The 24,949-nt window shown below is 68.5% G+C and carries 22 protein-coding genes and 9 pseudogenes; 16 read left to right on the top strand and 15 right to left on the bottom strand.

Going from position 1 to position 24,949, the window contains the following annotated elements; all coding sequences use genetic code 11:
- Nucleotides 1-271 precede the first annotated feature (271 nt).
- On the bottom strand, nt 272-532 hold the full coding sequence (locus tag IEY79_RS36320) for a hypothetical protein (protein ID WP_189111931.1): 261 nt from the start codon (nt 530-532) through the stop codon (nt 272-274).
- Between the two features lie 281 nt (nt 533-813).
- On the opposite strand from IEY79_RS36320, the gene IEY79_RS36315 reads away from it, so the two are divergent.
- Together IEY79_RS36315 and IEY79_RS37885 are read left to right on the top strand one after the other, a co-directional pair.
- Complete coding sequence (locus IEY79_RS36315) at nt 814-3,324, top strand: helicase associated domain-containing protein (protein WP_189111930.1); 2,511 nt, start codon at nt 814-816, stop codon at nt 3,322-3,324.
- A 19-nt stretch (nt 3,325-3,343) separates the two neighbouring features.
- Nucleotides 3,344-3,638, top strand: a pseudogene (locus IEY79_RS37885) (NF041680 family putative transposase); the annotation flags it as partial.
- A 16-nt stretch (nt 3,639-3,654) separates the two neighbouring features.
- Here IEY79_RS37885 and IEY79_RS36310 read toward each other — a convergent pair.
- Nucleotides 3,655-4,251 (bottom strand): hypothetical protein, encoded by a 597-nt coding sequence (locus IEY79_RS36310; RefSeq protein ID WP_189111929.1) that lies wholly within the window; start codon nt 4,249-4,251, stop codon nt 3,655-3,657.
- 1,073 nt (nt 4,252-5,324) lie between these two features.
- On the opposite strand from IEY79_RS36310, the gene IEY79_RS36305 reads away from it, so the two are divergent.
- Nucleotides 5,325-5,750 carry a hypothetical protein gene (locus tag IEY79_RS36305; protein ID WP_189111928.1) on the top strand — a complete coding sequence of 142 codons (426 nt, stop codon included), beginning with the start codon at nt 5,325-5,327 and terminating at the stop codon, nt 5,748-5,750.
- Here IEY79_RS36305 and IEY79_RS38570 read toward each other — a convergent pair.
- A pseudogene (locus IEY79_RS38570) lies at nt 5,747-6,043 on the bottom strand (YaaC family protein); the annotation flags it as partial. The gene IEY79_RS36305 and the pseudogene IEY79_RS38570 sit on opposite strands and share 4 nt — an antisense overlap.
- Before the next feature lie 412 nt (nt 6,044-6,455).
- Here IEY79_RS38570 and IEY79_RS37880 point away from each other — a divergent pair.
- The 4 genes from IEY79_RS37880 (at nt 6,456) to IEY79_RS37865 (ending at nt 7,857) form a co-directional block, all read left to right on the top strand.
- Nucleotides 6,456-6,773 (top strand): hypothetical protein, encoded by a 318-nt coding sequence (locus IEY79_RS37880; RefSeq protein WP_229701431.1) that lies wholly within the window; start codon nt 6,456-6,458, stop codon nt 6,771-6,773.
- Between the two features lie 101 nt (nt 6,774-6,874).
- Nucleotides 6,875-7,183, top strand: coding sequence for a helicase associated domain-containing protein (locus IEY79_RS37875; RefSeq protein ID WP_229701430.1), 309 nt, complete (start codon nt 6,875-6,877; stop codon nt 7,181-7,183).
- An 82-nt stretch (nt 7,184-7,265) separates the two neighbouring features.
- Nucleotides 7,266-7,514 (top strand): hypothetical protein, encoded by a 249-nt coding sequence (locus tag IEY79_RS37870; protein WP_229701429.1) that lies wholly within the window; start codon nt 7,266-7,268, stop codon nt 7,512-7,514.
- Nucleotides 7,507-7,857: a hypothetical protein gene (locus IEY79_RS37865; protein WP_229701428.1), complete on the top strand. Its 351-nt coding sequence runs from the start codon at nt 7,507-7,509 to the stop codon at nt 7,855-7,857. Before IEY79_RS37870 ends, IEY79_RS37865 begins: the two co-directional genes overlap by 8 nt.
- A gap of 176 nt (nt 7,858-8,033) precedes the next feature.
- Here IEY79_RS37865 and IEY79_RS38280 read toward each other — a convergent pair.
- Together IEY79_RS38280 and IEY79_RS36295 are read right to left on the bottom strand one after the other, a co-directional pair.
- Nucleotides 8,034-8,382: pseudogene (locus IEY79_RS38280) on the bottom strand (IS630 family transposase); the annotation flags it as partial.
- A gap of 27 nt (nt 8,383-8,409) precedes the next feature.
- A complete protein-coding gene (locus IEY79_RS36295; protein WP_189111927.1) occupies nt 8,410-9,120 on the bottom strand; it encodes a hypothetical protein in 711 nt (236 codons plus the stop codon).
- Between the two features lie 449 nt (nt 9,121-9,569).
- Here IEY79_RS36295 and IEY79_RS36290 point away from each other — a divergent pair, with 449 nt between their 5' ends.
- The gene (locus tag IEY79_RS36290) at nt 9,570-9,884 is read left to right on the top strand and encodes a DUF8825 domain-containing protein (protein ID WP_229701432.1); all 315 of its coding nucleotides are present in this window, start codon (nt 9,570-9,572) and stop codon (nt 9,882-9,884) included.
- Between the two features lie 26 nt (nt 9,885-9,910).
- On the opposite strand, the gene IEY79_RS36285 is transcribed toward IEY79_RS36290, so the two are convergent.
- The 7 genes and pseudogenes from IEY79_RS36285 to IEY79_RS36260 all read right to left on the bottom strand — a co-directional run bounded on the left by IEY79_RS36285 (nt 9,911) and on the right by IEY79_RS36260 (nt 16,044).
- Nucleotides 9,911-10,693 carry a sulfite exporter TauE/SafE family protein gene (locus IEY79_RS36285; protein ID WP_189111925.1) on the bottom strand — a complete coding sequence of 261 codons (783 nt, stop codon included), beginning with the start codon at nt 10,691-10,693 and terminating at the stop codon, nt 9,911-9,913.
- A 79-nt stretch (nt 10,694-10,772) separates the two neighbouring features.
- A pseudogene (locus tag IEY79_RS36280) lies at nt 10,773-11,144 on the bottom strand (cation transporter); the annotation flags it as partial.
- Nucleotides 11,139-11,303 (bottom strand): annotated as a pseudogene (locus IEY79_RS37860) (IS3 family transposase); the annotation flags it as partial. The pseudogenes IEY79_RS36280 and IEY79_RS37860, both read right to left, overlap by 6 nt.
- Nucleotides 11,304-11,762: 459 nt before the next feature.
- A complete protein-coding gene (locus tag IEY79_RS36275; RefSeq protein WP_189111924.1) occupies nt 11,763-12,155 on the bottom strand; it encodes a carboxymuconolactone decarboxylase family protein in 393 nt (130 codons plus the stop codon).
- Between the two features lie 332 nt (nt 12,156-12,487).
- The gene (locus IEY79_RS36270; RefSeq protein ID WP_189111923.1) at nt 12,488-13,939 is read right to left on the bottom strand and encodes an aldehyde dehydrogenase; all 1,452 of its coding nucleotides are present in this window, start codon (nt 13,937-13,939) and stop codon (nt 12,488-12,490) included.
- Nucleotides 13,940-14,201: 262 nt separating this feature from the next.
- A complete protein-coding gene (locus tag IEY79_RS36265) occupies nt 14,202-15,086 on the bottom strand; it encodes an SDR family NAD(P)-dependent oxidoreductase (protein WP_189111922.1) in 885 nt (294 codons plus the stop codon).
- Nucleotides 15,087-15,204: 118 nt separating this feature from the next.
- Nucleotides 15,205-16,044, bottom strand: a complete 840-nt coding sequence (locus tag IEY79_RS36260; protein WP_189111921.1) for an oxidoreductase — start codon at nt 16,042-16,044, stop codon at nt 15,205-15,207.
- 170 nt (nt 16,045-16,214) lie between these two features.
- Here IEY79_RS36260 and IEY79_RS36255 point away from each other — a divergent pair, with 170 nt between their 5' ends.
- Nucleotides 16,215-16,760 (top strand): TetR/AcrR family transcriptional regulator, encoded by a 546-nt coding sequence (locus IEY79_RS36255; protein ID WP_189111920.1) that lies wholly within the window; start codon nt 16,215-16,217, stop codon nt 16,758-16,760.
- A 200-nt stretch (nt 16,761-16,960) separates the two neighbouring features.
- Nucleotides 16,961-17,312: pseudogene (locus IEY79_RS37855) on the top strand (sugar nucleotide-binding protein); the annotation flags it as partial.
- Nucleotides 17,313-17,790: 478 nt separating this feature from the next.
- Here IEY79_RS37855 and IEY79_RS38140 read toward each other — a convergent pair.
- Nucleotides 17,791-18,515 (bottom strand): annotated as a pseudogene (locus tag IEY79_RS38140) (NF041680 family putative transposase); the annotation flags it as partial.
- A 594-nt stretch (nt 18,516-19,109) separates the two neighbouring features.
- On the opposite strand from IEY79_RS38140, the gene IEY79_RS36240 reads away from it, so the two are divergent.
- Complete coding sequence (locus IEY79_RS36240) at nt 19,110-19,421, top strand: hypothetical protein (RefSeq protein ID WP_189111919.1); 312 nt, start codon at nt 19,110-19,112, stop codon at nt 19,419-19,421.
- 54 nt (nt 19,422-19,475) lie between these two features.
- Here the strand turns inward: IEY79_RS36240 and IEY79_RS36235 are convergent, their stop codons facing one another.
- Nucleotides 19,476-20,348 carry an SDR family oxidoreductase gene (locus IEY79_RS36235; RefSeq protein ID WP_189111918.1) on the bottom strand — a complete coding sequence of 291 codons (873 nt, stop codon included), beginning with the start codon at nt 20,346-20,348 and terminating at the stop codon, nt 19,476-19,478.
- Between the two features lie 213 nt (nt 20,349-20,561).
- Here IEY79_RS36235 and IEY79_RS36230 point away from each other — a divergent pair, with 213 nt between their 5' ends.
- Nucleotides 20,562-21,026, top strand: a complete 465-nt coding sequence (locus IEY79_RS36230) for a TetR/AcrR family transcriptional regulator (RefSeq protein WP_189111917.1) — start codon at nt 20,562-20,564, stop codon at nt 21,024-21,026.
- A 508-nt stretch (nt 21,027-21,534) separates the two neighbouring features.
- Nucleotides 21,535-22,173 carry a hypothetical protein gene (locus tag IEY79_RS36225; protein ID WP_189111916.1) on the top strand — a complete coding sequence of 213 codons (639 nt, stop codon included), beginning with the start codon at nt 21,535-21,537 and terminating at the stop codon, nt 22,171-22,173.
- Between the two features lie 29 nt (nt 22,174-22,202).
- Here the strand turns inward: IEY79_RS36225 and IEY79_RS36220 are convergent.
- A pseudogene (locus IEY79_RS36220) lies at nt 22,203-23,017 on the bottom strand (IS5 family transposase); the annotation flags it as partial.
- 83 nt (nt 23,018-23,100) lie between these two features.
- On the opposite strand from IEY79_RS36220, the pseudogene IEY79_RS36215 reads away from it, so the two are divergent.
- The 3 genes and pseudogenes from IEY79_RS36215 to IEY79_RS36205 form a co-directional block, all read left to right on the top strand.
- Nucleotides 23,101-23,999 (top strand): annotated as a pseudogene (locus tag IEY79_RS36215) (transposase); the annotation flags it as partial.
- Between the two features lie 95 nt (nt 24,000-24,094).
- Complete coding sequence (locus IEY79_RS36210; protein ID WP_189111915.1) at nt 24,095-24,235, top strand: hypothetical protein; 141 nt, start codon at nt 24,095-24,097, stop codon at nt 24,233-24,235.
- Between the two features lie 264 nt (nt 24,236-24,499).
- Complete coding sequence (locus IEY79_RS36205; RefSeq protein ID WP_189111914.1) at nt 24,500-24,748, top strand: hypothetical protein; 249 nt, start codon at nt 24,500-24,502, stop codon at nt 24,746-24,748.
- The last annotated feature ends 201 nt before the right edge of the window (nt 24,749-24,949 follow it).

Genomic DNA, 24,949 nt, shown 5'->3' with positions numbered 1-24,949 from the left:
CTTCGCTTCCCCGTGAACCCCGTTGCTTCGCAACGGGGTTGCCTCCGCTTCGCGGAGGCCGGCCCTTCGGGCCGTCAGATCCCGCGCTTCGCTTGGGATCTGAGGAAGAGACTGCGGGCGCTGCGCGCCCTTGGGGCAGGTCCGCTTCGCTCCCCTGCCTGGTCTTTCCGGCTTCGCCTCCAAGCCCGGATGGCCCGCTCCGCGGGCCGGGCTGGCTACGGGGGTGGCCGGTCCGTGCGGTAGCGGTGGACCACAGGACCGGCCACGGGAGTCACGTCTGCTGGGGGTGACCGCCGTCGCCCTCGACGACAAGTCGGTCCGTGCCAGGCTCCTCGCCTCCTTCGACCACCGTGACGTCGATCTCCCCATCACCGGTGGTGTCGAACTGGTAGACGTCCGCCTTGCCGTCGCCGGTCGTGTCTGTCATCCAGACATCAGGTTTTCCGTCACCGTTGGTGTCGGCGCTGAGGACGACATGATGTTCGTCCCCCTGGGTCGGGATCGCTTCTTCGGTGCCCTCGCTGGTTTCCATGACAGGCCGGTTGCCCCCGGAGGGTGGTTCGAAACCGTGTCGCAACCGGGGTTTGCGTGAAGGAGATGCTTCAAAATTTATTTGAGATAGAGTCTGGACTGGGATACGAGCACCTGAAGAGGGAACGGTGGCCTATTTTCCGGTCCTGCTGTATCGCCAGCTCACGCGGTGCGCGGGCTGCCGGGCGGGGTGTGTTGCCTCGTGATTCGTAACTGCCCCTGTTTCTCCGGACATTCGAGGTGGCCTGCGAACGTGAGTGCCAGAAGGAAGTGGGAGTGGAAGTGACGGCCAGAAAGCTGAGGCCTCATCAGCGTGAAGCGGTCGACGCGGTGCGCAGTGTGCTCGAATTCCCTGCAAGATCACGTGTGCCCGGGCGGGGCCTTCGTACACAAGTGATCATGGCGACCGGGTCCGGGAAGACACTCGTGGCGGTCCGCAGCGCGGAGGAGCTCCGTGCGGGTCGGGTGCTGGTGCTCGTGCCCTCGCTGGACCTGCTTGTCCAGACCGAGGCTGCATGGCGGGAGGGCGGGCGCAGGGGGCGGATGATCGGGGTGTCCTCGCTGGGGGGTGAGGAGGCGGGCTTCCCCAACACCACGGATGTGGGGGAACTGACCGACTGGGTGCGGCCGTTCGACGAGGTCACCGTGTTCGCCACGTACGCCTCGCTCGGGCTGGGCACCCTGGAACGCGCGCACGGCGCCGGCCTTCCTGGGTGGGACCTGATCGTGGTCGATGAGGCGCACCGGACTTCAGGTCGGCTGGGCAAGGCATGGGCGGTCGTCCACGACAACACCCGGATCCCGTCCCTGCGCCGTCTGTACATGACGGCGACGCCCCGGCTGTGGCAGCTGGACGAGGACCAGGCGCAGGGCGCGCCGGGTGAGCTGGTGGCGAGCATGGATGATGACCCCGAGGGTCCCTTCGGCAGCAGGGCGTTCACTTTGACGCTCTCGGAGGCCATCGACCGGGGGATCTGTGCCCCTTACCAGGTCGTATGCGTAGACGTCACCGACACCGCGCTCCAGGCCGCGCAGCTCTTGGGCGCCGAAGGCCGCTCGGACCAGGTGCGCGGGGCGCGGCTCGCCGCGTTGCAGACCGCGCTGGTGAAGGCGTCCGCGGAGGAAGGCTTCCGCCGCACGCTGGTCTTCCACCACGTGGTGAGGGAGGCGGAGGCTTTCGCGGCTGGCCTTCCCGGTGTCGCCGCGCAGTTGTACGCCGGTGATCCTGAGTTGTATCCGAGGACCGTGTGGGCGGACTGGCTGTGCGGCGAACACGAGCCGCTGCATCGCCGGCGCGTGCTGGGTGAGTTCGCGGACGGGATCGCCATGGACGGCAGCGTCGTGGAGAAGGGCTACCTGGGGTCCGTGAAAGTTCTCGGTGAAGGCGTCGACACCAGGAACTGTGACTCCGTGTACTGGGCGGACGTGCGCGGTTCGATGCCGGACCTGGTCCAGGCCGTCGGCCGTGCGCTGCGCATGCAGCCCGGCGAGGGCAAGACGGCCTCGCTCGTGGTGCCGGTGCTGCTCGGGCCCGGCGAGACGGCGGACAGCATGCTCACGAGCCGGGCGTACGGCGGGTTGGCGAAGCTGCTGGAGGCGCTGCGGGCACATGACGCCCGGGTCGTGGAGCAGTTGGCGGAGCAGCAGGCGCCGAGCCGCTACAAGCCCGTTGAGAAGGACGACAGTGGGAGAAGCACCGGCGGCAGCGGCGTGGGATCCGGTGGCGTCAGTGCTCCCGCCAGGGCCCTGCTGAAGTTCTCCACGCCCCGTGACCCGGCGGCGCTCGCCGCGTTCATCAACCTGCGCGTCCTCAACCCGGAACACGAACACTGGCGGCGCGGGATCGAGGCCGCCGTCATCTACACGCGCGAACACGGCGAGCTGAAGGTGCCGTTCATGTTCCGCGTGCCCGCCGTAGACGACCAGGAGGCGGAAGCCGGGGAGTGGCCGGCCTCGCTCGCCGACTTCCCGTTGGGTCAGTGGATCGCCGATGCCCGGCGCTTCTACGCCCGCGGGGACACGGACGAGGGCCGCGTCGAGCAGCTGGAGAAGCTCGGGATGGTCTGGAGCCATCTCGATGTCGCGTGGGAGGAGGGCCTGGATGTCGCCCGGGGGTGGGCGGCCGCACACGGGCACCTCCTGGCGCCGCTGGACGCCACCTTCCAGGGCGCGAAGGTGGGCATCTGGCTGAAGAACGCGCGGGCCGCCGCCCGGAATGCCATCGAGAACGAGAAACGGCGTGCCGAGGGGCTGCCGGTGAAGTCGTCGGTATGGGCCATGCCGGAATGGCGACGTGAGCAGCTGGAGGAGATCGACCCGTCCTGGTGCCCACCTTGGCCGGTGGAATGGCAGCGCGCCTTCCACCTCGTCCGGCACCACTTGGACGAGGGCGGGACGTTGCCCACCACGCCGGGCGGGGTCGTACGCCAGGGCGAGGACCTCGGACGATGGGTACGGTCCGTGCGGTACGGATGGGACAAACTCACCACCGTCCAGCAGTGGCTGTGCGAACAGGTCCTCGGGATCGAACCTGCCACCGAGGACGAGAAACCGAAACCCCGCCGCACGCAGGCCGACACATGGGCGGCGCACTACCAGGCCGCGAAGCAGTACTACGAGCGCGAGGGGCACCTCCGGGTGCCGCGGAAGCACATCGAGCGGATCGTCGGCGAAGGCCAGGAGGAGCGGGATCACAAGCTGGGGGCCTGGATCGGGAATCAGCGGAGCAGGGCCGCGACACTGACGCCGGAGCGGATGGAGCAGCTGTCCGCGATCGGGATGCGGTGGTCGTGATGGCCCCCATCCTCTTTCGGGGAAGGCGACCGCGAGGGCGTGGGACCGGCTGCACCCGCGGCTGACCCGTCGGGCAGCATGGCTCGGTCATGACGGACCGCTGCCGATCATCGAGGGCACCGTCGTCCGCCTGGTCGTCGAGAAGCTGCCCCTCCGGGGTCAACAAGCCGGTCTGGCTGTGGTGGTCGGAAACCGGGCCCACCTCCGACGACGTGGACCGCTGCTGGCGGTCCTTCCTCCGCCGTTTCGACCTGGAGCACACGTTTCGCCTGTTCAAGCAGGCGCTCGGCTGGACGAAGCCCCGGCTTCGCAGTTTCGCGCCGTCTTCGGTCACCAGCCGCCGATGGTGACGACGCCGTGGCCGCCGGCGGCGGCCTGCTCGAGCAGTGTGATGTGCGAGAGCGTGAATCGGTGGAAGTCGTGGTACCACAGCACCGCTCCGTGCGGTGGTTCGCGCTGCTCCAGCGGTATCGCGTCGCATTCTTCACCGAGGCGGGTCAGGAGATCCCATGGCAGCCGGTGGGCCGCGTCGAGCAACTCGCGCACACCTGCTGGGCGCAAGGTGTAGTTCAGCAGGTATCGCCAGTCCTCCGGCACCGGCTGAGCGTGAGGTCCCGCGTCTGACGCCAGGTCATCGCGGCGCTTCGGTTCCCACTCTTCGCTGAAGACATAGCCGGTGGTCAGCGTGCCGAGCACGGTATCGGTGAGTGTTCGGGCCTCTGGGGTGAGCTGTGGGCGCAGGCAGTCGCCGTAGTACCAGAGGCTGTTCCAATGGCCTTTGGTGCCGGGCATGTCGTCCACGGACAGGAACGGAGCCATTGGCTCGCACGTCTCGTCCCACAGCCACACCTGCCCCCACTCGGGTTCACGGGTGAGGGCGATCAATGGATCCCACTCGACCACAGCTCCATAGGCGTCGTATCCCATGGGGCGAGTATCGCCGAACCACGACGCTCTACGTAAAGCACAAACGGCCGTTACACCCTGGTCGGCCGGCCCGAGAGCCTGATCATCTGCGAACGGATGGAGACCGTTCCGTTCCTTCTGTACGACAAGTGAGAGAATGAGCTGGAGATCGTCGTGCTGGCCGACCTTGAGTTCGCATGGGGACCGCGCCACCGTCTGAGCCGGTGAACCTCAGAAGAGAAAAGCTCCGGGCTCCCGCCCGGAGCGCGAGGGCGTGGAGGCCCTGCCGACGTGCCAGAGAAGAACTCCACCGCTCAATCCCCGCCGCGCGCCCCGCACGACCACGCCCGCCGTTTTTCTCTTTTCTTCGTCGGGCACGGGAGCAGGGGCAGCAGAGGGGATGTCAGACCCCCGACCACGGGCGGAAACATGTGGTGACCTGCGCCGACGCAGAGCGGGCCACGAGCAGAACGGGCCGGTTGTCGGCGGGGTTGTCGGACCGGTGGTCGGGGGTGGTGTTGTCGCATCGTGACCAGATTCCGCTCTGGTGGTCAGAGCTGTGGTCGGGGGTGGCTGCTGCGCGCGTACGGGCGGGGCAGCAAGTCCGCCTCACACGGCCGGTAGGCGCTGATTGGGCAGCCCGAGATCCTGGTCATCCTGGAGTGGATGGAGACTAACCTGTTCGGTTTGCGCGGCCAATGGGAGAAAGAGATGGAGGAGGTCCTTCTGGACGACCTCGAGTTCGTGTGGGGGCCGCGCATCCGCCTCAGCCGGTAAACAGCCAGAAACTATCAGCGGGGTCTGGCCCAATTTCTGTGGTCCGGTTATTGAGCGTCACACCAGGAGTCCCGGCTCCGCAGCCTCACTCTGTCAGACCCTCTGGTCCGCTGGGCCTGTGAACCGAGCCATCTGGCAATTTCCCAGGGAGAAAATCTGGGCGCAGAGGGCGGGAAACCCCTGGCCAGCAGAGGGATTTCCGCAGGCAGTCCTGCGGTGTAATTGGCTGGCATGCGCCTTTTAAGTAGGGCTTCAATTGAACAGGATGGACCCGTCCGGTTGCGGTGGACGGACCACCGGCCGGACGGGGGATCATAATGAGAATCAGCTCGGCTCTGGCTGCAGTCTCCCTGACCATAGGACTCAGCCTGGCCGCCACCGTCCCTGCGGGAGCCGCCGACACCGTGACTTCCGGCCTCCGGCCCGCAGTCGTAGGCAAGGGCGAAGGCGATGTCTCCGTCAAGCGTGCCTTCACCACCTGGGCCACGAATGTGAACGTGCGCCACAACAACAGCAACTTCGCCACCTGCAACAACTCGCCGTCCGCGGCCAACTGCCCGAACGTCAGGGGGCAGGTGAACCCGGGCGTCTCGTTCGAGGCTTGGTGTCAGAAGATCGGCAGCCAGACAGTGGGCGGCAACCCGTACTGGGTCTATGTCATTCTGCCCAGCTTCGAAGGCTGGATGGCTAGTTACTACGTCGACTACCCAGACAACGTGCTCCCGGACACCCCGTTCTGCTAGCGACCGCTGGACCGCGACCAACGAGGGGTCCCGTCACCGCCGGGGGCCCCTTTGGCCGTCTCTGCATCCGATGTCTGGGACCGCTCAGGTGAGTCGAGGACCCCGCTGACCTTCACGAAGCTGCCCTGGGCGCCGGCCGGATCGGTGCGGATCTCGATGTCGGGGAAGGGTAGGTGGAACCTCGTGGTCTTGATCCCGTGGGTATCGAGGCGCCAGTCCTCGCCCTTGGGGGACCAGGCGGTTGCCGTGATGGCGCGTCCGGCCTGGCTGAGGCCGTAGAAGGCCAGGACCGGGCTCGTGGCGGGGCGGCCCGTCTAGGTGCGCACCTGACGGCGCAGCTACGCACGCACGGCTGGCGTCCGCAGCCGGGCGTGATCACCTCGGCGGTGAGCAGGGGAAGCCTCCTGCGACGATGCGATCTGTTTTGTCATTGGCTGTAAGGAGGCCGAAGCGTTCGCGGCCGGTCTCCCCGGCGTCGCCGGGCGGCTGCACGTATCCGACCCGGAGCTCTACCCGGCCACGATCTGGGCGGACTGGCTCTACGACGACCACAAGGTCCTCCACCGCCGCCGACTCCTTGGCGAGTTCGCCGTGGGGATCGCCTTGGACAGCAGCGTCGTGGAGAAGTGCTTCCTGTGCTCGGTGAAGGCGTCGACACCAAGTACTGCGACTCCGTCTACTGGGCGGACGTACGCACGCGGTTCCATGTCCGACCTGGTCCAGGCCGTCGGCCGTGCGCTGCGGATGCAGCCCGGCGAGGGGAAGATGGCCGGCCTGGTCGTGCCGGTGCTGCTCGGGCCGGGCGAGACGGCGGACAGCATGCTCACCTCCCGGGCGTTCGGCGGGTTGGCGAAGCTGCTGGAGGCGCTGCGGGCGCACGACGCGCGGATCGTGGAGACCCTCGCGGAGCAGCAGGCCCCGAGCCGCTACAAGCCCGTCAGCAAGGACGAGAGCGGGAGGAGCACGGGGGCGGGAGCAGCGAGGGCTCCGCGGGCGTCAGCGCCCCCGCCAGGGCCCTGCTGAAGTTCTCCACGCCCCGCAACCCGGCCGCCCTCGCGGCGTTCATCAACCTGCGCGTCCTCAACCCCGAACACGAACACTGGCGACGCAGCGTGGAAGCGGCCGTGATCTACGCCCGCGAGCACGGCGACCTGCGCGTCCCGTTCACGTTCCGGGTGCCCGCCGTCGACGGCCAGGAGGCGGAAACCGCCGGGTGGCCGGCCTCGCTCGCGAACTTCCCCCTCGGGCAGTGGACCGCCGACAACCGGCGCTTCTACGCCCGCGGCAACATGGACGAAGACCGCGTCACCCAGCTGGAGAAGCTCGGCATGATCTGGTCCCACTACGACGTCGCCTGGGAGGAAGGCCTGTCCGCCGCGCGCGGGTGGGCCGCCGAGAACGGGCACCTCCTGGCACCGCTCAACGCCACGTAGCAGGGGTACCGCGTGGGTATCTGGCTGAAGAACGCGAGGGCCGCCTGCCGAGATCGAGCAGCGGCGCGCGGAGGGGCTGCCGGTGGAATCCTCGGCCGGTGCGCTGTCGGAGATGCGGCGTGAGCAGTTGGAGGAGAGCGCCCCGTCCTGGTGCCCGAGCTGGCCGATCACCTGGCAGCGCAGCTTCCACCTCGTGCGGATGCACCTGGACGCGGGCGGGACGCTGCCCACCGAGGCGTCCGAGGTCCTGCGCCAGGGCGAGGACCTCGGACGGTGGGTGACGTCGGTGCGGGTGGGACCGGCTCACCGGCGTACAGCAGTGGATGTGTGAGCAGATCCTCGGGATCACACCCGCGACCGAGGACGAGAAGCCGAAGCGGCCCCGTACGCAGGCCGACAAATGGACCGCCAACCTCGCCGCCGCACGCCAGTTCTTCGAACGCGAGGGCCACCTCCAGTCCCCCGCAAGCATGTCGAGACCGTGCTGTCCGAGGACGGCCGGGAGGACCAGTTCCGTCTGGGGGCATGGGTCAGCAGCCAGCGCGCCGGGCCGCAACGCTATCCCCGGGACGGGTGGAGCGGCTGTCCCGGGTCGGGATGCGGTGGTCGTGATGGGCGTCGTCGTCACCGTGGCCGCCGCCCTCGCCGGTCTCGTGCTGGACTGGGCGACGTGAGGGGTGGTGCTGACCAGTGCCGTGTCAAGCAACGTTCGCCCGGTCTACGGCGGCGGGTGGGCGCCGGTGGTCTGCGTGGCGGTTTCGCCAGATGATGGAGCGGCGGATCATGCTGCCCTGTTCCTTTGTGGTCCGCTTGGTCGGTGCTGTCGGGGGTGAAGTAGCGCAGTCCGGCGGCTTGGCCGGACTCCACGTGGAGAACGGCAGGTCGTGTTCGGTCGGCTTGGACTTGGCGGTCTTCTTGATCTCGCGGCGCTCGGGCGGCGTGAACGTCCTGGGCCGGCCGGGTATTTGGGATGGAGCGAGTCGAAGCCATCGGTGTTGAAGTTGCGGTTCACATCCCGGAGCCGGTCGTCACTGGTGATCGACACCTCGGCGATCCTCGCTGCCGGCATCCCCTGCGCGGGCAGCAGCACCATCTGAGCCGCCGCCAGGTCACCACCGACCCGGTGCTGCTGCGGATGACCCGCAGCAGCCGCCTGCCCTCGTCGTCATCGATTCGCGAGCCCGTACACGATCTGGCATCCGCAGAGGATCTCGCTCATTGCGCGGTCACATGGGAGCTCCAGACGGCGCGTAGTGATTCAGGTAATCTTGCAGTTGCGGCTCGAGGCGTGGCAGATCACGGTCGTTGACCGCATGCCAGAGGCGGTTCTCGACCCAGAACCGATAGGCGAACTCCTCGAACGACGGCGCGCACCACAGGATCGCGGCCCTCTGTTCCTCCGCATCCTCGAGATCGGTCTGTGTCTCTTCCCCGTCGCGCCGCGTCTCGTACTCGTACTCGTAGTCGAGGGCGGAGTACACCACGAACGCCTCGCTCGTCGGACGGAGGTAGAGGTACCAGATGACGCAATCCTGCTGGTCCCGGAAGAACCGCACCAGGAAGGTACCGGGCTCGACCGGACTGGGCAGCGGCTTTGAAAGATTCGTCCAACAACCGGTTACCGAGACCTCGTCCAGTGAGCCGTGCAGATTCTCGCTCGTCTGGAACGTGACGAAATCCCGCGGCAAGGTGAGTCCCCCGGCGGAAAGATCCCTAGCCAGGCCGTTGAGCTTCACGACCTGCCGCGGGATGGGGTCGCCGGCGTCCCCGAGCCATCGAAAGGCGCCCTCGAACTGGTTGGAATCCAGCGGCGGCAGACTCTCGAGGGAGTAGTCCTCGTAGGTGTAACGACAGGCACGGTACTTCCCGAGGTCGGTGGCGCACCAAGCGGCCTCGAAGCCGGACGGAGACAGGACGGACCCTGGCTGTTCACTCATCGGAACCCCCGGTTGATCAGTGCGAGCGGAGTTGTCGGCGCGAGCATCGCATCCGCCGCCGACAACGCCTGCCGGGCGGCGGGCCTGGACAGTTCCTCATGGCTCGGTCGGGGGGGGGCGAACGTTGCCTGGTACGGCACGAGTACGGCACGGCACCACCCCCGCAGTGGTCAGGAGGGGTTGTCGACGGTCACGAAGTCCGCATTGCTGGCCGGGCGCGGGGCCGGCACCGCGTCGTAGGAGGCGCCGGGCACGGGCTGCACCCGGCTGCTGGGCCGTCCCGGGGCGGTGCGGCGGCGCCCTCATCGCGGTGCAGGCCCGATCCGATTGCCCAGGCCTGCGGCGTGTGCGGGGCACTGGCCGGCGGCGAGTGGTCGTCTGCCCCGGGCGGGGTCCGTGTGTCGCACACCCTCCTTTATTCGAACAGGCGTACCATTCTGGTTGTGGCCATGTACGACTTTCCCGACGATCTCCGTGACGCCCAGCTGCGTCTTCACCGGACCAGTGCCGCGTACCGCACGTTGTGCCGGACCCTGCCCCGGTCGGTCGAGCCGGCCTCCGGCCGGACCGAGCAGCAGAAGGCCGACGAAGCCCGGTTGCGCGGCGAGGTCCTGGCGCTCTCGGTCACCGTCTCCACCCATCCGTACTGGAAGACACGGGAGGCCGGCACCGCGGTCGATGCCCGGATGGCGCTCAAGCACATCCACGACCAGGACCCGGCACCCGCCGACACCGACCGGGGCGAAGGGCCGCCGCGCACTTGAGGCAAGCCGCACGGGAGCGCGGGGAATCAGGCCAGGGCCCGGGCGGCGTACAGCGCGCCGAGGGCGGCGGCGAGGGTGCCGAGCAGGAGGCGGAGCGCGGTCTCGGGCAGGCGGGGCTGGAGGCGGGCGCCGAGGTAGCCGCCGATCAGTCCGCCCAGACCGCAGGCCAGGCCCAGCCACCAGTCGGGCGCGACGGGCCCGGGGCTCACCAGAGCCAGTACGGCGTAGGCCGCGGCCCCGGCGAGGGAGGTGGTGAAGGTCGCGGCGAGAGTGGCCGGTGCGAGGCGGGCCATGGGCATGCCGCGCGCGGCGAGGACGGGCCCGAGGAGGGAACCGCCGCCGATCCCGTAGATCCCACCGACCATTCCGACTGTCAGCGCGATGGCGGCGAGCGCGGGCGGCGACGGCTCGGGCGGGGCGGGACGCCGCCGGGCGGGGCGCAGTGTGCGCAGGCACAGCCACGTTCCGAGCGGCAGGAGGAAGGCCGCGACCAGGATGCGGAAGGTGTCGGGGCCGGGGAGGGCGAAGACGCGGACGGCGGCGCCGGCGATGACGCCGGGCAGCGTCCAGGCGGCCAGGCGCCGGGCCAGTGCGCCGTGCAGAGCGGCGTCGCGGCGGTAGCGCCAGAGTGCTCCCGGCCCGGCCACCACGTTGAACAGCAGGTTCGTCGGTGTGACCGCAGGGCTCGGCACGCCGAGGACGCTGAGCTGGACCGGCAGGAGAAAGACCGCCCCGGACACACCCACCGGAGCGGTCACCGTCGAGATCAGCAGGCCGGCCGCGAGCCCTGCCCAGATCGTCCAGTCCACCGCCGCCCCCGCCGCTCCTTGATCGCCCGGTCAGTATCGGCGGAGCGGGTGGTGAAGGAGCGGCCGGGCAACGAGATGTTCACGAGCAGCAGCCGCATCCAAGCCCGCGGCCGCGCGTGTCCGCCTCGGCCGCGGCGGTTGTGACGGGGGCCGGTGCGGGCGCGTGGGCGGTGGGCGCGCAGCAGCCTTTGCCCCGCCAGGCGTCGCGGCCTTCCCTGACGGCGACAGCGGCGATGGCCAGGGCGGCGACGGGGCCGGCCCAGGACCAGCCGAGGGTGGCGTTGAGGACCAGGCCCGCCAGCAGGACGGCCGACAGGCAGGTGCACAGCAGGGTCTGCCGGGAGTCCGCGACCGTGCTCGCGGAGCCGAGTTCGCGGCCCGCTCGGCGCTGGGCGGCGGACAGGAACGGCATGATCGCCAGTGACAGGGCAGCGAGGGCGATGCCGGTCACCCACAGTTGGTTGGGGGCGTCGGCGGTGAACTGGCGGTTGACCAGGCCGCGGGGCCGGTCGGTCTCGGGAGCGGGCCGTGTGGTGCGCGGACTCTTGGCCCGGGAGACCCCGCGCAGTCCGTCGGCACGCATCAGCCGTTCGACGGTGCAGCGGGCGACCGCCATCCTTGTCGCACGCTCGCGCAGTTCGTCGGAGTACTTACGGGAGCAGCCATGCTCGGCATCCTTCCGGGTCTTCGATGTCTCCATCAAACCCGGGGCGGTTCAACTGCAACGGCCACCCAGATCCGCGTCGTCCATCAAGCGGTCACCGTCGGCGGCGAAGACGGCCTGCGTATCTTCCTTCCTCTCGATCGCTGAAGTGTCCACGACGACCTGGGAAGGTACCCGGCCGGTCGTGCAGCTCTTCGAGGGCGGCCACCGCGGGGCCACGAGCGCATGCTGACGCACCGTCGACAGTCCCGCGCTCACCGCGACGCCGACCTGCCGGTCGGCGCCAGCGCGTCCCTATCCGGCCAGGCCACCCCACGCTCCAAGGCGAAGGCCTCGGCGCATGGGTCCAGGCACGACGGCTCGGCTGGGACCAGCTCCTGCCCGCACAGCCTGGATACTGGTGAATCAGACGGGGCTGGACGAAGCGTTCTCGGCGAAGACGGACAAGGCGACCTGGTATGTCTCGAAGGCGCGGGCCGCTCCTGCGTAGGCGGCGAGGTGGATGAAGAGGTCGACGATCTCGTCTTGAGTGACGTTGTTGTTGAGCGCGATGCGCAGCTGCCCGCGCAGCGGCTCGAACGCGCCCAGCGTCGCGGCGATGGCCACGGAGACCAGGGACCGGTCGTGCGTCGACAGTGCGGTACGGGTCCATGAGTCCCCGAAGGTGTGCACAGTCGCGACCTTGCGGAAGTCGGCTCCGGAGGCCGGTTCGCCGGGGCTCATCGGGAGTTCCAGGCGCTGTCCCAGGAGTTCGCTTGCAGTGTCCAGCGCCTGCTCGTAGACGTCGTCGGTACTCATCCCTGCTCCTTGCCGGTCGGTTGTGCGGGGTGGTGGGCCGCCGGTCCCGGCCACCATGCGCCGCTCAGGGTTCGGTTGCGGGGCGGGTCATGGTGTTTCCCCACTCGCCGGGGGTTGCTGCCCACCGGGACGGCTGTTCGTCGCACGAGGCTGATTTCCACGCTCGCACCGTGTGCAATCGGTCTGCTCGGTCGGGTGAACCGTCCGGGCTACGGGGCGTGGATCGAATGTCCCGCCCGGACTGCGACGGCGGGGCTCAGCTCGTGGGCGGATCGGGGAGCCGTGCGGGACGGGCCCTTCGTTCTCCGGCAGTCCGTCCAGCTGGGGTGTGACTACCGGGTGCGGGTGATCGACTTGTGCTCGACGTAGCCGGTGAGACCGGCCTCGCCGTACTCACGGCCGAGGCCGCTGGCCTTGTAGCCGCCGAAGGGGCCGTCGAAGCTGATCGGCGATCCGTTCAGCGTGACGGTGCCGGTGCGCAGCCGGCGGGCGGTCGCCAGGGCGCGGTCGGGATCAGAGGTCCAGATACCGCCGGACAGGCCGTACTGGGAGTCGTTGGCGATGCGGACGGCGTCGTCATCGTCGTCGTAGGCGATGACGACCAGGACCGGGCCGAAGATCTCCTCCTGCGCGATGCGCATGCCGTTGTCGACGTCGGCGAACACGGTGGGGGTGACGTAGTTGCCTTTCTCCAGGCCCTCGGGGACGTGCGGGCCGCCGGTCACCAGGCGCGCGCCGTCCTCGATACCGATGTTGATGTAGTCGATGACGCGCTGCTGCTGGTCGCGGCGGATCATCGGGCCGATGAAGGTGTCGGGGGCGGAGGGGTCGCCGACCTTCAGCGACTCGACCATCTCCTTCACCGCGGTCACGACCTCCTCATAACGGCTGCGAGGTGCCAGGATGCGGGTCTGCAGAATGCACGCCTCGCCGTTGTTGCCCAGGGAGCCGAACCGCAGACCTTGCATAGCGGCCGTAAGGTCCGCGTCGTCCAGGATGAGTGCGGCGGACTTGCCGCCCAGCTCCAGACCCACTCGTTTCAGCTGCTCGCCGGCGATGCAGGCGATACGGCGGCCGGCCCGCGTCGAACCGGTGAAGGAGATCTTGTCCACCCCGGCGTGCGAGACGAGGTACTCGCTGGTCTGACGGTCTGCAGGAAGGACGCTGAGCACGCCCTCGGGCAGGCCGGCCTCGTGCCAGAGGTCCGCAAGCAGAGCCATGCTCAGCGAGTTCTCCGGGGAGACCTTCAGCACGACGGTGTTGCCGGCCAGCAGGGCCGGGATCAGCTTGGCTGTGGCGGCGGAGAACGGCGAGTTCCAGGGTATGACCGCGGCGACCACACCGATCGCCTCACGGCGCACGATGGTATCGAAGGCCACCAACGGGTCGGACGGCGCGACGACCTCTTCCCAGCCGAACCCCTCGGCCGCTTTGACGTAGGCGTTCACCTGGCGGGTCAGGAAGGGCTGGCCGACCTTGGTGAACCAGCCGGCAGAACCGTTCTCCGCGGAGATCGCCGCGGCGATCTCGTCGGCGCGGGCGGTACGCAGCGCGTCGTAACGACGCACGACTTCCTGACGTTCTGCCGGCGTGGTGTGTGGCCACGGACCGTGGTCGAAGGCGGCGCGGGCCGCGGCGACGGCCTTGTCCACGTCGGCCGGCGCGGCCTGCGCCACGCGGCCGAGCACCGACTGGTCGTGCGGGGAGAGGATGTCGAGCGTCAGCTCCGGGGCGCTGGGAGCAACCCAGGAACCACCGATGTACAGATCGTTACGCACAGTCATGTCTGTCATTCCTTCAAGTCCAGTGTCGGGTGAGGAAGGGGGAGGGAGATGGAGAGGCCGCAGCGCAGGGGCGCGCCCCGATCGGTGCTGCGCCGGCAGACGAGCTGCGGGTACGGCCGGGGAATACGCTGTCGTCGGCCGTGGCCGCACGCTCTGGGGCGTGCGCCCGGCAGCTCGCGGAAGGTCGTCGTGGTGATGTCGCCGGCAGTCGGGCAGGGGCTGACACGGCCCGGGATCGGGCTGGCAGGCGGATCGCTCCCGGTCAGCCCTTCTTGGGCGGGCGGACCATCTGGGCGACCGCGGAGTCGGCGAAATCACCGAGTCCGTCGCGATCGGTGGACACGCTGAGCTCATGCCACTCCGCGTCCTCCACAGCGCGTGCCCGGGCGATCTGCGGGGCGAGCCAGGCCGCGTCGGAGCCCAGAAGAAGCCGCGTCGGCGGAGCCGGCTCCTCGGTGAGGCGCAGGATCACGACGGCCATCTTGGTCGGGTCACCACGCTGTACGTCGGGGTTGTTGTTGTAGGTTCGAGCGAAGGCGCCGACTGTTTCCTCGTACTCGTCGTGGATGTCCGGTACCGGCATCGGGGCGGCCGCCCAGGGGGTGCGGATGCCGCCCGGCTCCACCAGCGTGACGCGGATCCCGATGGGGCCGACCTCACGCGAGAGGATCTCGGTGAACCCGCCCAGCGCCCACTTCGACGACTGGTAGGCGCCCAGACCGGGCTGGTTGCGCCGGCCCCCGATGGTGGAGAGGTTGATGATGCTGCCCGAACGGCGCGGGCGCATCACCGGAAGCACGGCGCGGACCGTGTTGACCGCGCCGAAGAAATTGACGTTCACATCGCGGTGGAACTCGTCCTCGGGCATGTCCTCGATCGAGCCGACACTTCGGGCGCCGGCGCTGTTCACGAGCACGTCGACAGCTCCGAACTCGGCGACCGCGTGGGCGACCGCGTCACGCGCGGAGGCCGGGTCGGTCACGTCCAGGGCGCGCACGCGCAGCCGGTCACGGTGCTCCTGGGGGACAGGCACCGCGTCGGGCACCAGGTCGGTCGCCACCACGTTGTGGCCGGCGGCGAGCGCCACCGTGACGACACGGCCGCCCAGGCCCCCGGCGGCACCAGCTATCAGAAAGGTCTTGGTCATTGTTTCTCGCTCCTCCTGGGGATCGGTGGCCGGCCCGGAGGGGCGGGGCGGTCGCTCGGCGCGGCGGCCCGGGGATCCGGCGCTTCGACCAGCCCGCCGCCGCGCCCGCACAGTGCCGTCAGGTGGTGGGGTAGTCCGTGGAACGGCTGACCTCGGCCCACTTGCTGGCCTCGGCCAGACGGCCTTCCTCCGAGCTGATCGCGATCCCCAGGGCGTCGCTGCCGAGCAGCAGCCTGCGCGGGGGCTCCTCGGCGTCCACGGCGCCGATGATCGCGCGGGCCATACGGTCCGGGTCACCGGGCTCGTTGCCGGCGTAGTCCGCGAACCGGGCCAGCCACAGGCCCACGGTCTCCTCGTAGTCGGGGGTCACGGGACCGGAAGGCTCCGCGGCACCCGTGGCCCAGCCGGTGCGGATGCCGCCCGGCTCGACGATGGTGACCTTGACACCGAACGATGCCACCTCTTTCGCCAATGCCTCGGAGAACCCCTCGACGGCGAACTTCGCGGCCTGGTAGGCGCTCAGACCCGGCGTACCACCCACACGTCCGCCGATTGAGGAGATCTGCACGATGTGCCCGGACCGCTGGCGGCGCATGACGGGAAGGACCGCCCGGGTCATGTTGACCACGCCGTACAAGTTGGTATCGACTTGCGCGCGGAACTCGTCCTCGGGAAAGTCCTCGATCGAGCCGCTGGTGGCGTAGCCGGCGTTGTTGACGACGACGTCAACCGATCCGAACCGCTCCACCGCCGCGGCCACCACGCCCCGGGACTGGGACGCGGAGGTGACGTCCAGCGCCACCGCCTCCATCTGGTCCGGGTGCTTGGCCCTCAGGGAAGCCAGCGCCTCAGGTTTGCGGGAAGTCACCACAACGTTGTCGCCGGCCCTCAGGGCCGCGCGGACCAAGGCCCTGCCCAGGCCCTGCGAGCCCCCCGTGATCAGCCAGGTCCGTGCCATGACGCGTGCCTCGTTTCGTCACCTGCTTCACCGTCCCGAACGGGACAGCAACTCCACTGTAGACAAAATCGGCCTAAATGCAACGTCTATGATGCAGTAATTTCTGGTGTCACATCTCACTTCGTGAGGTTAGTCAGCCAAGTGAAGCCCGCGCGTAGAATGACCGGATCATGAGAGCTGACGCCGCGCGAAACCTGACTGCTGTCCTCCATGCCGGAGCTCGACTCCTGGCGGAGGACCCGGGCGCCTCCATGGCGGCCATCGCCGCCGCCGCCGGGGTGGACCGGACGACCCTCCACCGCCGCTTCGCAAACCGTGAAGCCCTGCTCAGCGCCGTTTTCCAGGCCAAGCTCGACTCCGCCGAACGCGTTCTGGACGAAGCCCGCCTGGTCGAGTCCCCCCTGCCGGTCGCCCTCCACCGCTACCTGGAGGGGATCATCCCCGTCAGCCGCGAATGGCCGGTCGACATGCGCCTGATGATGCAGAAAGACCCCGCCGCCCTGGCCCGCCGGGAGGAGCAGAGTGCGCGCCTCGACGCCTTCATCCTCCGCGCGCTGGACGAGGGCTACCTCCGAGCCGACGTCCACGCGGCCTGGGCACGGACGATCCTGGACGAACTCGTCGACACCGTCGCCCACCGGTTCCCCGACCTGGAACCCCCGCAGGCCGCCGATCTTGTCGCCGACACCCTCCTGAACGGCCTCGGCGCGACCTGACATCATCACCCACCACGGAACAGGGCAAGCCTGACGACCGCGACATCAGCATCATGCTTCCCGCGTCCGACGGCGGCTCTGTACGTTCACGTGTACGCCGACACCAGAATCATCAATCCCAAGGAGGACCGTGCCGTCCTCCCGACTATTGATGGCGGCGTTTTCGCTGGTCGTGTGTCACGAACGGTGAAGGAGACGTGCAGCTCGAAGCGGTCGTAGCTGAGGTTGCCCCGCGCCTCATCGTCAACGCGACGAGCGGCGGATCAGATTGGGCGGTCACGGCCGAAGGCCCGATCCGCCTGGCGATGGCTGCGGAGACGTTCGGATGCCGCCTGGTCCATGTATCCAGCGACGCGGTGTTCTCCGGCGCCCCAGTCCACTACGACGAGTCCTGCCTTCCCCGACCCTGTCACCCCCTACGGCGCGGCGAAGGCCGCTGCGGAGACGGGAATTCGCCTTGTGGCCCCGAAAGCCGTCATCGCTCGCACTTCGCTGATCATCGACGACCTTCAGTCTCCGCATGTGCGGCTGCTCGCAGCCCGTGCGCGAGGTGAACCTCCCCGGTGGTTCCTTGACCAACCGGCCCCGTTCCGCCATCCGAGCCGCCTTCGACCGCACCCTCGCGACCTTCGCCGGCACTCTCCCGGCCGGGGGCCGAAGCGATCTGCCCGCAGGCCAGCGCCGCCGCAGAGGCGGCAGGACCCCGACGCTCCGCTGACACTCCGGCGACAGCGCCGACGCCTGACGCCTTCACCCCTGACCGGCACCACCGATGCCGGCCCTGGGCGGCGAGGCAGCTCCGCGTCGCGCAGCTCGGAACCCGGTCCGCTTCCTCACGCAACACCTCAACTTGCTGCCGGGCGCCCCGTTCCCGCTCCCCCAGCAACCCGACCAGCGATGGCACCCCCGAACCTCCACGATCAGACCGAAACGACGTGCCCTGTCTGCCGCAGAACCCACCCACACCATGCCTGAACAGCAGAAAGTCAGATATCACGTACGGAAACACAACAGCCTCTCATCTTGGCGTTTAACCTCGATGGGCTTGGTGTTGCTTAATCGATTCGGCGCGTTTGACGGCCTTGCCGACGTTGTGGCGCCTGGCCCGTTGCTTGTTCTTCGAGCCGAGAGGCCGTCCGGGACCTGGTCGGGACGGTTCGGTGCGCTTGCCGGGCGGGCTGCTGTCGCGCGGACGTTGCGAAACCCCCGGCGGACCCGGGCAGGGGTGAGGCGGCGGGGCTCGCTGCGCCGTTCCCAGGGGCGACGCAGGTCCTCGGCGAGGGGCCGGGCGAGGCGGAGCTGGTTGTGGGCGGCGATGATCATCTAGGTCCATAGGTCGGCCGTGTCGGGATTCCTGATCTTTGGGGCGGTCCAGCCCAGGGTCTGTTTCATCAGCCGGAAGGTGTGCTCCAGGTCCAAGCGGCGGAGGAAGGACTGCCACCAGCGGTCCACGTCCGCCGGTGCGGCGGCGGTGGCCAAGCACCACAGCCAGACCGGTTTCGGGTCACGGTCACCAGGCAGGCGCTCGACCTCCAGGCAGATCAACGTGCCGTGCAGGACGGGGAGTTCTTCCTTGGCGTGGTTCAGCCAGGGTCTGCGGTGTGTGAGCCGGGGGTGCATCCGATTCCAGGCCGTCGCGGTGGCCGTGCCATATCGGGTGGTGTCCGTGGCGGTCGTGACGTCGGGCTCGTGCCAGCTGTCGGGCTTCTTGAACGTGAGGACGCCGCCATGCCGACGGGGACGGCCACCCCGGGGACCCGCCTGCGCTCGGACCGGGTCATGCTCCGCGATCCCGACCCCGCCCGGTCTCGATCGTGAGGAAGCACCGCGCGGGATGGCCGGGCGGCCGGGCGGCGCCAGGCGCTTCCGCCTGGGGGCCGGGGGATCGCTGAGACGTGCGGGGCCGGCTCCGGCCCCCGCGCCGTCGCGTGGATGGCTCCGAAACCTGCACCGGTACCCGTAGGGCTCGGTGGCCTAGCACGATGGCCCGACCTTCCCGCGCCGACCCCTGGTTTCCCGATCCGTCGACCGTGAGGGGACGCACGTGACGATCGCCGATTCCGTCCTCGCCCATGGCCCGGAGCGCTATCTGGTGGAGGAACTGCGCACCTCGACGGTGCAGGCCGACTGGATCGCCGGCCAGGGGCGGGCCCCTGGCCGGCGTGCGGTACGCGTCGCTGGCGGCCCTCCTCCTCGACGTCGGCCGCGTGTTCACACCCGCGCCGTGGCCCGGGAGACCTGCCGCCGAGTGCGGAAGGGCGGTGCTACGCCGGGTCCGCGTGGCCGGCGCGGGAGTCCGGCCAGGCGCTGGCTACGTGGAGGGCCCTCTACGGGGGCCACCGGTTCCAGGTGGCGCACGCGTGGCTCTCTGACGCCGAGGGGCGCGCGCTGGATCCGACCTGGTGGCCGCCGGGCACCGCCTACGTGGGTCTGCCCGTGCGCGGGGACGTCGCCGCGGCCTTGATGGACGAGCGGGGGTTCGCTCTGCTGCACGGGCACGGGCCGGACGGGCTCGTGGCCGCGCACGCGGTCGAGTGGCTGTGGGACGGCGTTCCCGCCGACGTCCTCACCGACGTGGGACGCGATTTGACACCACGTCTCCCGGCCTCGGCCCACCAGGTCGTGGGCCGGGGGGCTGAGGGGGCGAACCAGGTCAGTTGAGGGCCTTGTGAGCGGGCGGGACCGGCAGGCGTTCCCACCCGCCCGCCTCAGAAATCACAGGCCCCATTCGACGGGCTTGTCGCCGGGGGAGGGGGTGAGGGTCTTCCAGAGCGGAGTGGGCCGGCCGTGGACGAACTCGCGGAACTCCCGCCAGTAGCCCTCCTTGCCAAGGATCTGCTTGGCGCGAGGAATGGCCGTGGAGTCGGGTGCGGAGTAGTAGTGGACCTTCACCGGGTCGGCATCGACGACGGCCTGGTGGATGACATCTGCGGTTACCGACGGGTCCGAGCCCGTGGGCGCGTTGTTCCCGAAGAACTCCTCGATCCCGGCACGATACGGGTCCAATGCCTCACCCTCCGCCATGTCGATCTTGGTGAAGATGCGGGTGGCGTGCTGTCCGGGCAGCACGGTGCGAACGCTGATGCCGAACTGGGCCAACTCCAGACTGAGCCCTTCGCTCAGGGTGACGACCGCGGCCTTGCTGGCGGCGTAGACGGCGCTGTAGGGGTAACCCTGCTCAGCGGTCAGTGAAGCGATGTTCACGATCACGCCGGAGCGCTGTTCACGGAGGAACGGGATGACAGCTCGAGTGACAGCGATCAGGCCGAAGACGTTGGTCTGGAACTGCTGGTGGATCTGCTCCATCGACGAGGCTTCGACGGGGCCCATCTGGTAGGAGCCGGCATTGTTGACCAGCGCGTCCACCCGCCCGAACTGTTCCACGGCGGTCCGAGCGAACGACTCGGCAGCGCCTTCGTCGTCGACGTCCAGCAGCAGGGTCCGTACGTTCGGCAGGTCCGCGTGAACCTGCAGGTCGGAGTCCTTACGGACGGTGGCCACCACGTTCCAGCCCTCGGCAGCGAACTTCGCGACAGTCGCCTTGCCCATGCCAGTGGAGGTACCCGTCACAACAACGGTGTTAGACATCTCTGTCTCCTATAGTCTGCACTTGTCTACGATGATGCCTCTCTTGGGTCATCAAATGCAACACTAGCATGGCATTTAATAGTAAGTACTGCAACCCCTCTGTCCGTCGCTGCGAGGAGCCCCTATGCGCGCTGATGCCAACCGGAACCTGCAGAACCTGCCGCAGGCGACAGCCCGACTCCTGGCCGACAACCCGGCGACCCGGCGACCCCCATGAGCGAAATCGCACGCGAAGCTGGAGTGGACCGCTCCACGCTCTACCGCCGTTTTCCGACGCGCGAGGACCTCCTGTCAGCCGTTCACCAGGCCAAACTCGACGACGCTGCCAGGGCTCTGGACGAGGCCAGACCCGACACGGCCCCCTTCGCCATCGCCGTCCACCGCTTCGTGGAGAACACCGTCGCCGTCGGCCGGCGCTGGCCCGTCGACCTGCGAGTCCTCCTCGCCGACAGCAGTCACCGCAACCGCCACGAAGAACTCACCAACCGCGTCGGTGACCTCGTCGACCGCGGTGTGAGGTCCGGCGCCATCCGATCGGACCTGCCCACGAACTGGGCCCGGGACGTCCTGATCACCCTGCTGAACCTCGCAACCCACAACTACGAGGACTTGCCTCCGGGTCCCAGCGCCGACTTGATCACCGACGCCTTCATCCAGGCCACCGGCAACAAACCTTGATGCCGCACCTCGCCAGCACTTCCTGCTGAGCTGTAGGCCTGCCAAGCGGCATGGACCCCGATGTCCGCGACCGACGGGAACAACAGCTCCTTCAGCTGGAGCACGACCTCCCCCGGCCCCGAACTCTCACCCACCGCATCGAGCGTCTATTGGAGCCGCTGTGGATTCTCGACGGCGGCCTGGAGTTGGCGCCGGCCTGCGCGCCGCCCTGCTCGTCCTGTGCGCACGGCGTGCACCACACCGGTCCTGGTCGCCGACGACCTCTCGGCGGCGGACTTGCGTGTGGTGTGCGAGGTGATCGATTACACCATTGCGACGTCGCCCGCCCCGGCCGGTCCCGCGGGCTGAATCCTTGCCGGGAAGCCTCCGTGGAGGTGGGTTCAGTGGCAGGTGCTCCTGGGGAAGGAGCTGTTATGACGGGAAATCAGAACAGTGCACGGAATACCAACTCGCCTACCGGACCGAACGACTTAGACGTCGTTTCTTTTGGGGCGGTAGGGTCAAGGGCATGGCGAGGGGGCTGTGGCAATCGGGGTTGGCTGACTGGTACGGACCCGGGACTCCGGTTGTTCAACGCGTGCGGGGTTACCGGCCGAACCGGCGAGGCCAGATCAAGCTGGGACGCTGGATGCGTGTAGGGCTTCTCAGGGGGGTGTCCGGCGTTGCCGCCTGTGTCGCCCTGATCGTGGGGGTGAATCCGTCGGTCGACGGTGTGGACCGCGCCTTGGTGTGCGCCCTCGCCCTGATTTGGGCGTCGCTCCTGTGGCGTTGCTCGCTGATCAGAGTGGTGCTCCGTCCGGGAGAGATTGTGCGTCATGGCGTATGGCGGCACGTAGTGGTGCCCTGCTCTGACGTGAACGTGCTGCACCGCGACTCGTGGCGGGGTGGCCTTGTCCTGGAGACTCACACCGGGGAGACGATCGACTTTCTTTGGTTCGACAAGTCCTTGTGGGACGTGCTGTATGACTTCTCCGACGTCTGTACTGATGCCATGAGGTCTCATGCGCGGGTCGCGTCAATGGGCGGGCAGACTGAGATGCCCGCCGGACTTCAGCGGCGCTTCACCTGGTCGGTAGGTGCTGACCCGCTGGCGGCCGCTGCTGCGATCTGTCTCGGTCTCGCCCTTCTCGCAGCGGTTCGCGGCTGACCAGCCTGGTGATGTGCCAGCCGGCGGTGACAGATGAGCGCTGCGGCTATACCGACGAAGGCCAAGAAATGTTCGGCCTTGCGCTCGTATCGTCGGTGGAGACGGCGACAGCCGGCCAGCCACGACACCGTTCGTTCAACCACCCAGCGGTATCGCCCGAGTCGCTGCGAGGACTCCACACCCTTGCGCGCGATGCGGTGGCAGATGCCGCGCTCACGGAGCCACCAGCGCAGGTGGTCGTAGTCGTAGCCCTTGTCAGCATGGAGCCTGGCGGGCCGTCGGCGGCGCGGGCCGCGGTGGGAACGGATGGGCGGGATGCCGCGCACGAGCGGCTCGAGGCCGTGGCTGTCGTGCGTGTTGGCGCCGGAGATGCCCAGCGACAGTGGCAGTCCGTTCCGGTCGGTGATCAGGTGGATCTTCGATCCCAACTTGCGGCGATCGGTCGGACTCGGTCCGGTCAGTGGCCCCCTTTTGCCGCCCGCACGCTTACGGAGTCGATCGCGCACCTCGACCAGTCCAGCTCGCCGCGGGCACCGAGTTCATCGAGGACAACGCGGTGGAGCCGGCCCCACACGCGCTCCCGACTCCACTGCGCGCAGCGCCGGTAGACAGTGGACCAGGCCGGACCGAACACCGGCGGAAGTTGCCGCCACGTGCAGCCCGACGTCGCCACGAACAGGATCGCCGCCAGCACTTCACGATCACCCGCCCGAGCCCGGCCACCACCCTGCGGACGTATCACCTCCGTCGGCGGCACAACCCGACGGAACAACACCCACAACTCATCCGGCACCAACCGCTCAACCAGGTCCCTCACGCACTGCCCAACGAGCGATCGCACCATAAGAAACGACGTCTTACGAGTTGGTGCGTGATAGCGGGTGAGGTGTCGTGCCTGGTCGGTGGCACGATCTGCCTGTGGCGATCATGATCAATCGGGCGGTGCTGGCGCATCGGCTGTTCACGGGGCTCTCTCGGCGTCATCTCGCTTGCCTGGTCGAGGAGTTGGCGATGCCGTGGCAGGCCGGGGTCGAGGGGCGTCGCCATGCTGCGCGCGGTGGAGCCAGGAAGCGGGCCGCGGGAGCCGGCGCCCGCCACCAGTTGGTCTTCGTCGACCGGCTGGCGGCCACGCTGATCCATCTGCGGCACGATCTGCCGCACTCGGTACTGGGGCTGCTGTTCGGCGTCGACCGCTCCACCATCACTCGTGCGATCACAGAGATACGTACCCTCCTGGCCGAGCGGGGATGCGCGGTCCCCGACCGCCCTGACCTGCGCCTTCGGACACTGGCGGACGTGTTCGCCTACGCCCAGGCCGAGGACATCGAGCTGCGGCTGGATGCCACCGAGATCCAGGTCCGCAGGCCACCGGCCAGCCGCGGCGGACGGCGCGCGTTCGTTTCCGGGAAGAAGAAGCAGAACACCATGAAGGCCACCGTCATTGCTGACTGGCGGGGCCGCACGTTATGGACCGACACCCTGCGGCCTGGTCGTATGCACGATGCCACGGCCGCCCGCAACGAGGGCATCGCCATCTGCTTCCAGCACTTCCCCGACGTCGAGGTCCTCCTGGACGACGGCTACCTCGGCCTGAGCCGCGACCACCGCGGGCAAGCAATCACACCACCAAGAAAACCGCGTCCGGGAGCACTGCCCGGCAGAGTCCAGCAGTGGGAACGCGACCGCCACGAGCACTCTCCGACCGGATCACGGTCGAGCACGCCCTCGCCGACCACAAACGCTGGAAGCAACTGACGCGCTGGACCCACCGCCGCGACCGCCTGCCCGACACCTACCGAGCCATCGCTGGTCTCGTCTCAGACCGCACCGTCCCCCGACCAGGCCAAACACACCTCACCCGCTATCACGCACCAACTCGTTATCCGGAGGAGAGCGCCCCTTCTTACAGCGCCCTCAGGGGGTGATCGCGGTAGCCGGCGGTGTGGCGGACGCGCAGCCGAAGCCCAAGCCCGAGCCCGTGCCGGGGGTGGAGCTGGTGGATTTTGATCTTGCGAAGGAGGAAGAGATCCAGGCGGACTGGACAGCCCGGATGGTGACCTGAGAGGTTCCGGGGATTCGGGGGTCATACAGGACTTGAAAGCGTCGCTGGTCACCGTGATCCTCAGGAACAGCGGCGACAATCCCGCCCTGGGGTCCGAGGCGGAGTTCAACTTCAGCTCGATCACCGAGGTGGGCTGCCCCTACGGGGCAGGGGGCACGCAGGTGAAAGCCCGGTACGACATCAAAGTCCCCGTGGAGGCGCAGGCGCCTCTCAAGCAGGTCCGCAAGATGAAGTACACCCCTTCCGCCCCACGAGCAGGAGCGAGTGGCCTTCACGGTTGGACCGGAATCGGCCGTCACCGGTGCGCTGCCCCAGGTCTACACGTTCACGATCACCCTTCATCTCGATGACAAGACCCGTATCGAGATCCCCGAGATGACCTACATGGACCCCTCCAACGGCGAGACGGTTCTCGACTCTGCGGAACAGGCGATGAGGGACGGCGAAAGGTTCCTCTTCACCTCCGTGGACTGTGTCAGGGAGCAAGACCGCAAAGCCCGGGAGCTCGTCTGAGGATCCAAGAACACATCCGCGGAGTTGAAGCGCTTCAGCGCGGAGCTGACCCGGATTGTCGGGCTTCCCCCGTCGGCTGGCTGATGCTAGGGCGCAAATCTACCCAGAACCCGGGATCGAAAACAGCTACTGAGCTTGTTCTTTATCTACCAAGATCTTCCGGGCTTGCCGATGGCCCTGAGGGTCTCGGGGCGTTTGACG

Origin of the sequence: Streptomyces camponoticapitis, from assembly GCF_014646115.1 — a bacterium.
Classification (GTDB): Bacteria; Actinomycetota; Actinomycetes; order Streptomycetales; family Streptomycetaceae; genus Streptomyces; species Streptomyces camponoticapitis.
The sequence above is the reverse complement of the archived record's forward strand: the minus strand, read 5'-3'. Positions and strand labels throughout refer to the sequence as shown.

What these genes read in the sequence shown, in the direction of transcription:
- IEY79_RS36320 (WP_189111931.1), bottom strand. Translation starts at nt 532, where the DNA reads ATGGAAACCAGCGAGGGCACCGAAGAAGCGATCCCGACCCAGGGGGAC.
- IEY79_RS36310 (WP_189111929.1), bottom strand. Translation starts at nt 4,251, where the DNA reads ATGGGATACGACGCCTATGGAGCTGTGGTCGAGTGGGATCCATTGATC.
- IEY79_RS36305 (WP_189111928.1), top strand. Translation starts at nt 5,325, where the DNA reads ATGAGAATCAGCTCGGCTCTGGCTGCAGTCTCCCTGACCATAGGACTC.
- IEY79_RS37880 (WP_229701431.1), top strand. Translation starts at nt 6,456, where the DNA reads ATGTCCGACCTGGTCCAGGCCGTCGGCCGTGCGCTGCGGATGCAGCCC.
- IEY79_RS37865 (WP_229701428.1), top strand. Translation starts at nt 7,507, where the DNA reads ATGTGTGAGCAGATCCTCGGGATCACACCCGCGACCGAGGACGAGAAG.
- IEY79_RS36295 (WP_189111927.1), bottom strand. Translation starts at nt 9,120, where the DNA reads ATGAGTGAACAGCCAGGGTCCGTCCTGTCTCCGTCCGGCTTCGAGGCC.
- IEY79_RS36290 (WP_229701432.1), top strand. Translation starts at nt 9,570, where the DNA reads ATGTACGACTTTCCCGACGATCTCCGTGACGCCCAGCTGCGTCTTCAC.
- IEY79_RS36275 (WP_189111924.1), bottom strand. Translation starts at nt 12,155, where the DNA reads ATGAGTACCGACGACGTCTACGAGCAGGCGCTGGACACTGCAAGCGAA.
- IEY79_RS36270 (WP_189111923.1), bottom strand. Translation starts at nt 13,939, where the DNA reads ATGACTGTGCGTAACGATCTGTACATCGGTGGTTCCTGGGTTGCTCCC.
- IEY79_RS36265 (WP_189111922.1), bottom strand. Translation starts at nt 15,086, where the DNA reads ATGACCAAGACCTTTCTGATAGCTGGTGCCGCCGGGGGCCTGGGCGGC.
- IEY79_RS36260 (WP_189111921.1), bottom strand. Translation starts at nt 16,044, where the DNA reads ATGGCACGGACCTGGCTGATCACGGGGGGCTCGCAGGGCCTGGGCAGG.
- IEY79_RS36255 (WP_189111920.1), top strand. Translation starts at nt 16,215, where the DNA reads ATGAGAGCTGACGCCGCGCGAAACCTGACTGCTGTCCTCCATGCCGGA.
- IEY79_RS36235 (WP_189111918.1), bottom strand. Translation starts at nt 20,348, where the DNA reads ATGTCTAACACCGTTGTTGTGACGGGTACCTCCACTGGCATGGGCAAG.
- IEY79_RS36230 (WP_189111917.1), top strand. Translation starts at nt 20,562, where the DNA reads ATGAGCGAAATCGCACGCGAAGCTGGAGTGGACCGCTCCACGCTCTAC.
- IEY79_RS36225 (WP_189111916.1), top strand. Translation starts at nt 21,535, where the DNA reads ATGGCGAGGGGGCTGTGGCAATCGGGGTTGGCTGACTGGTACGGACCC.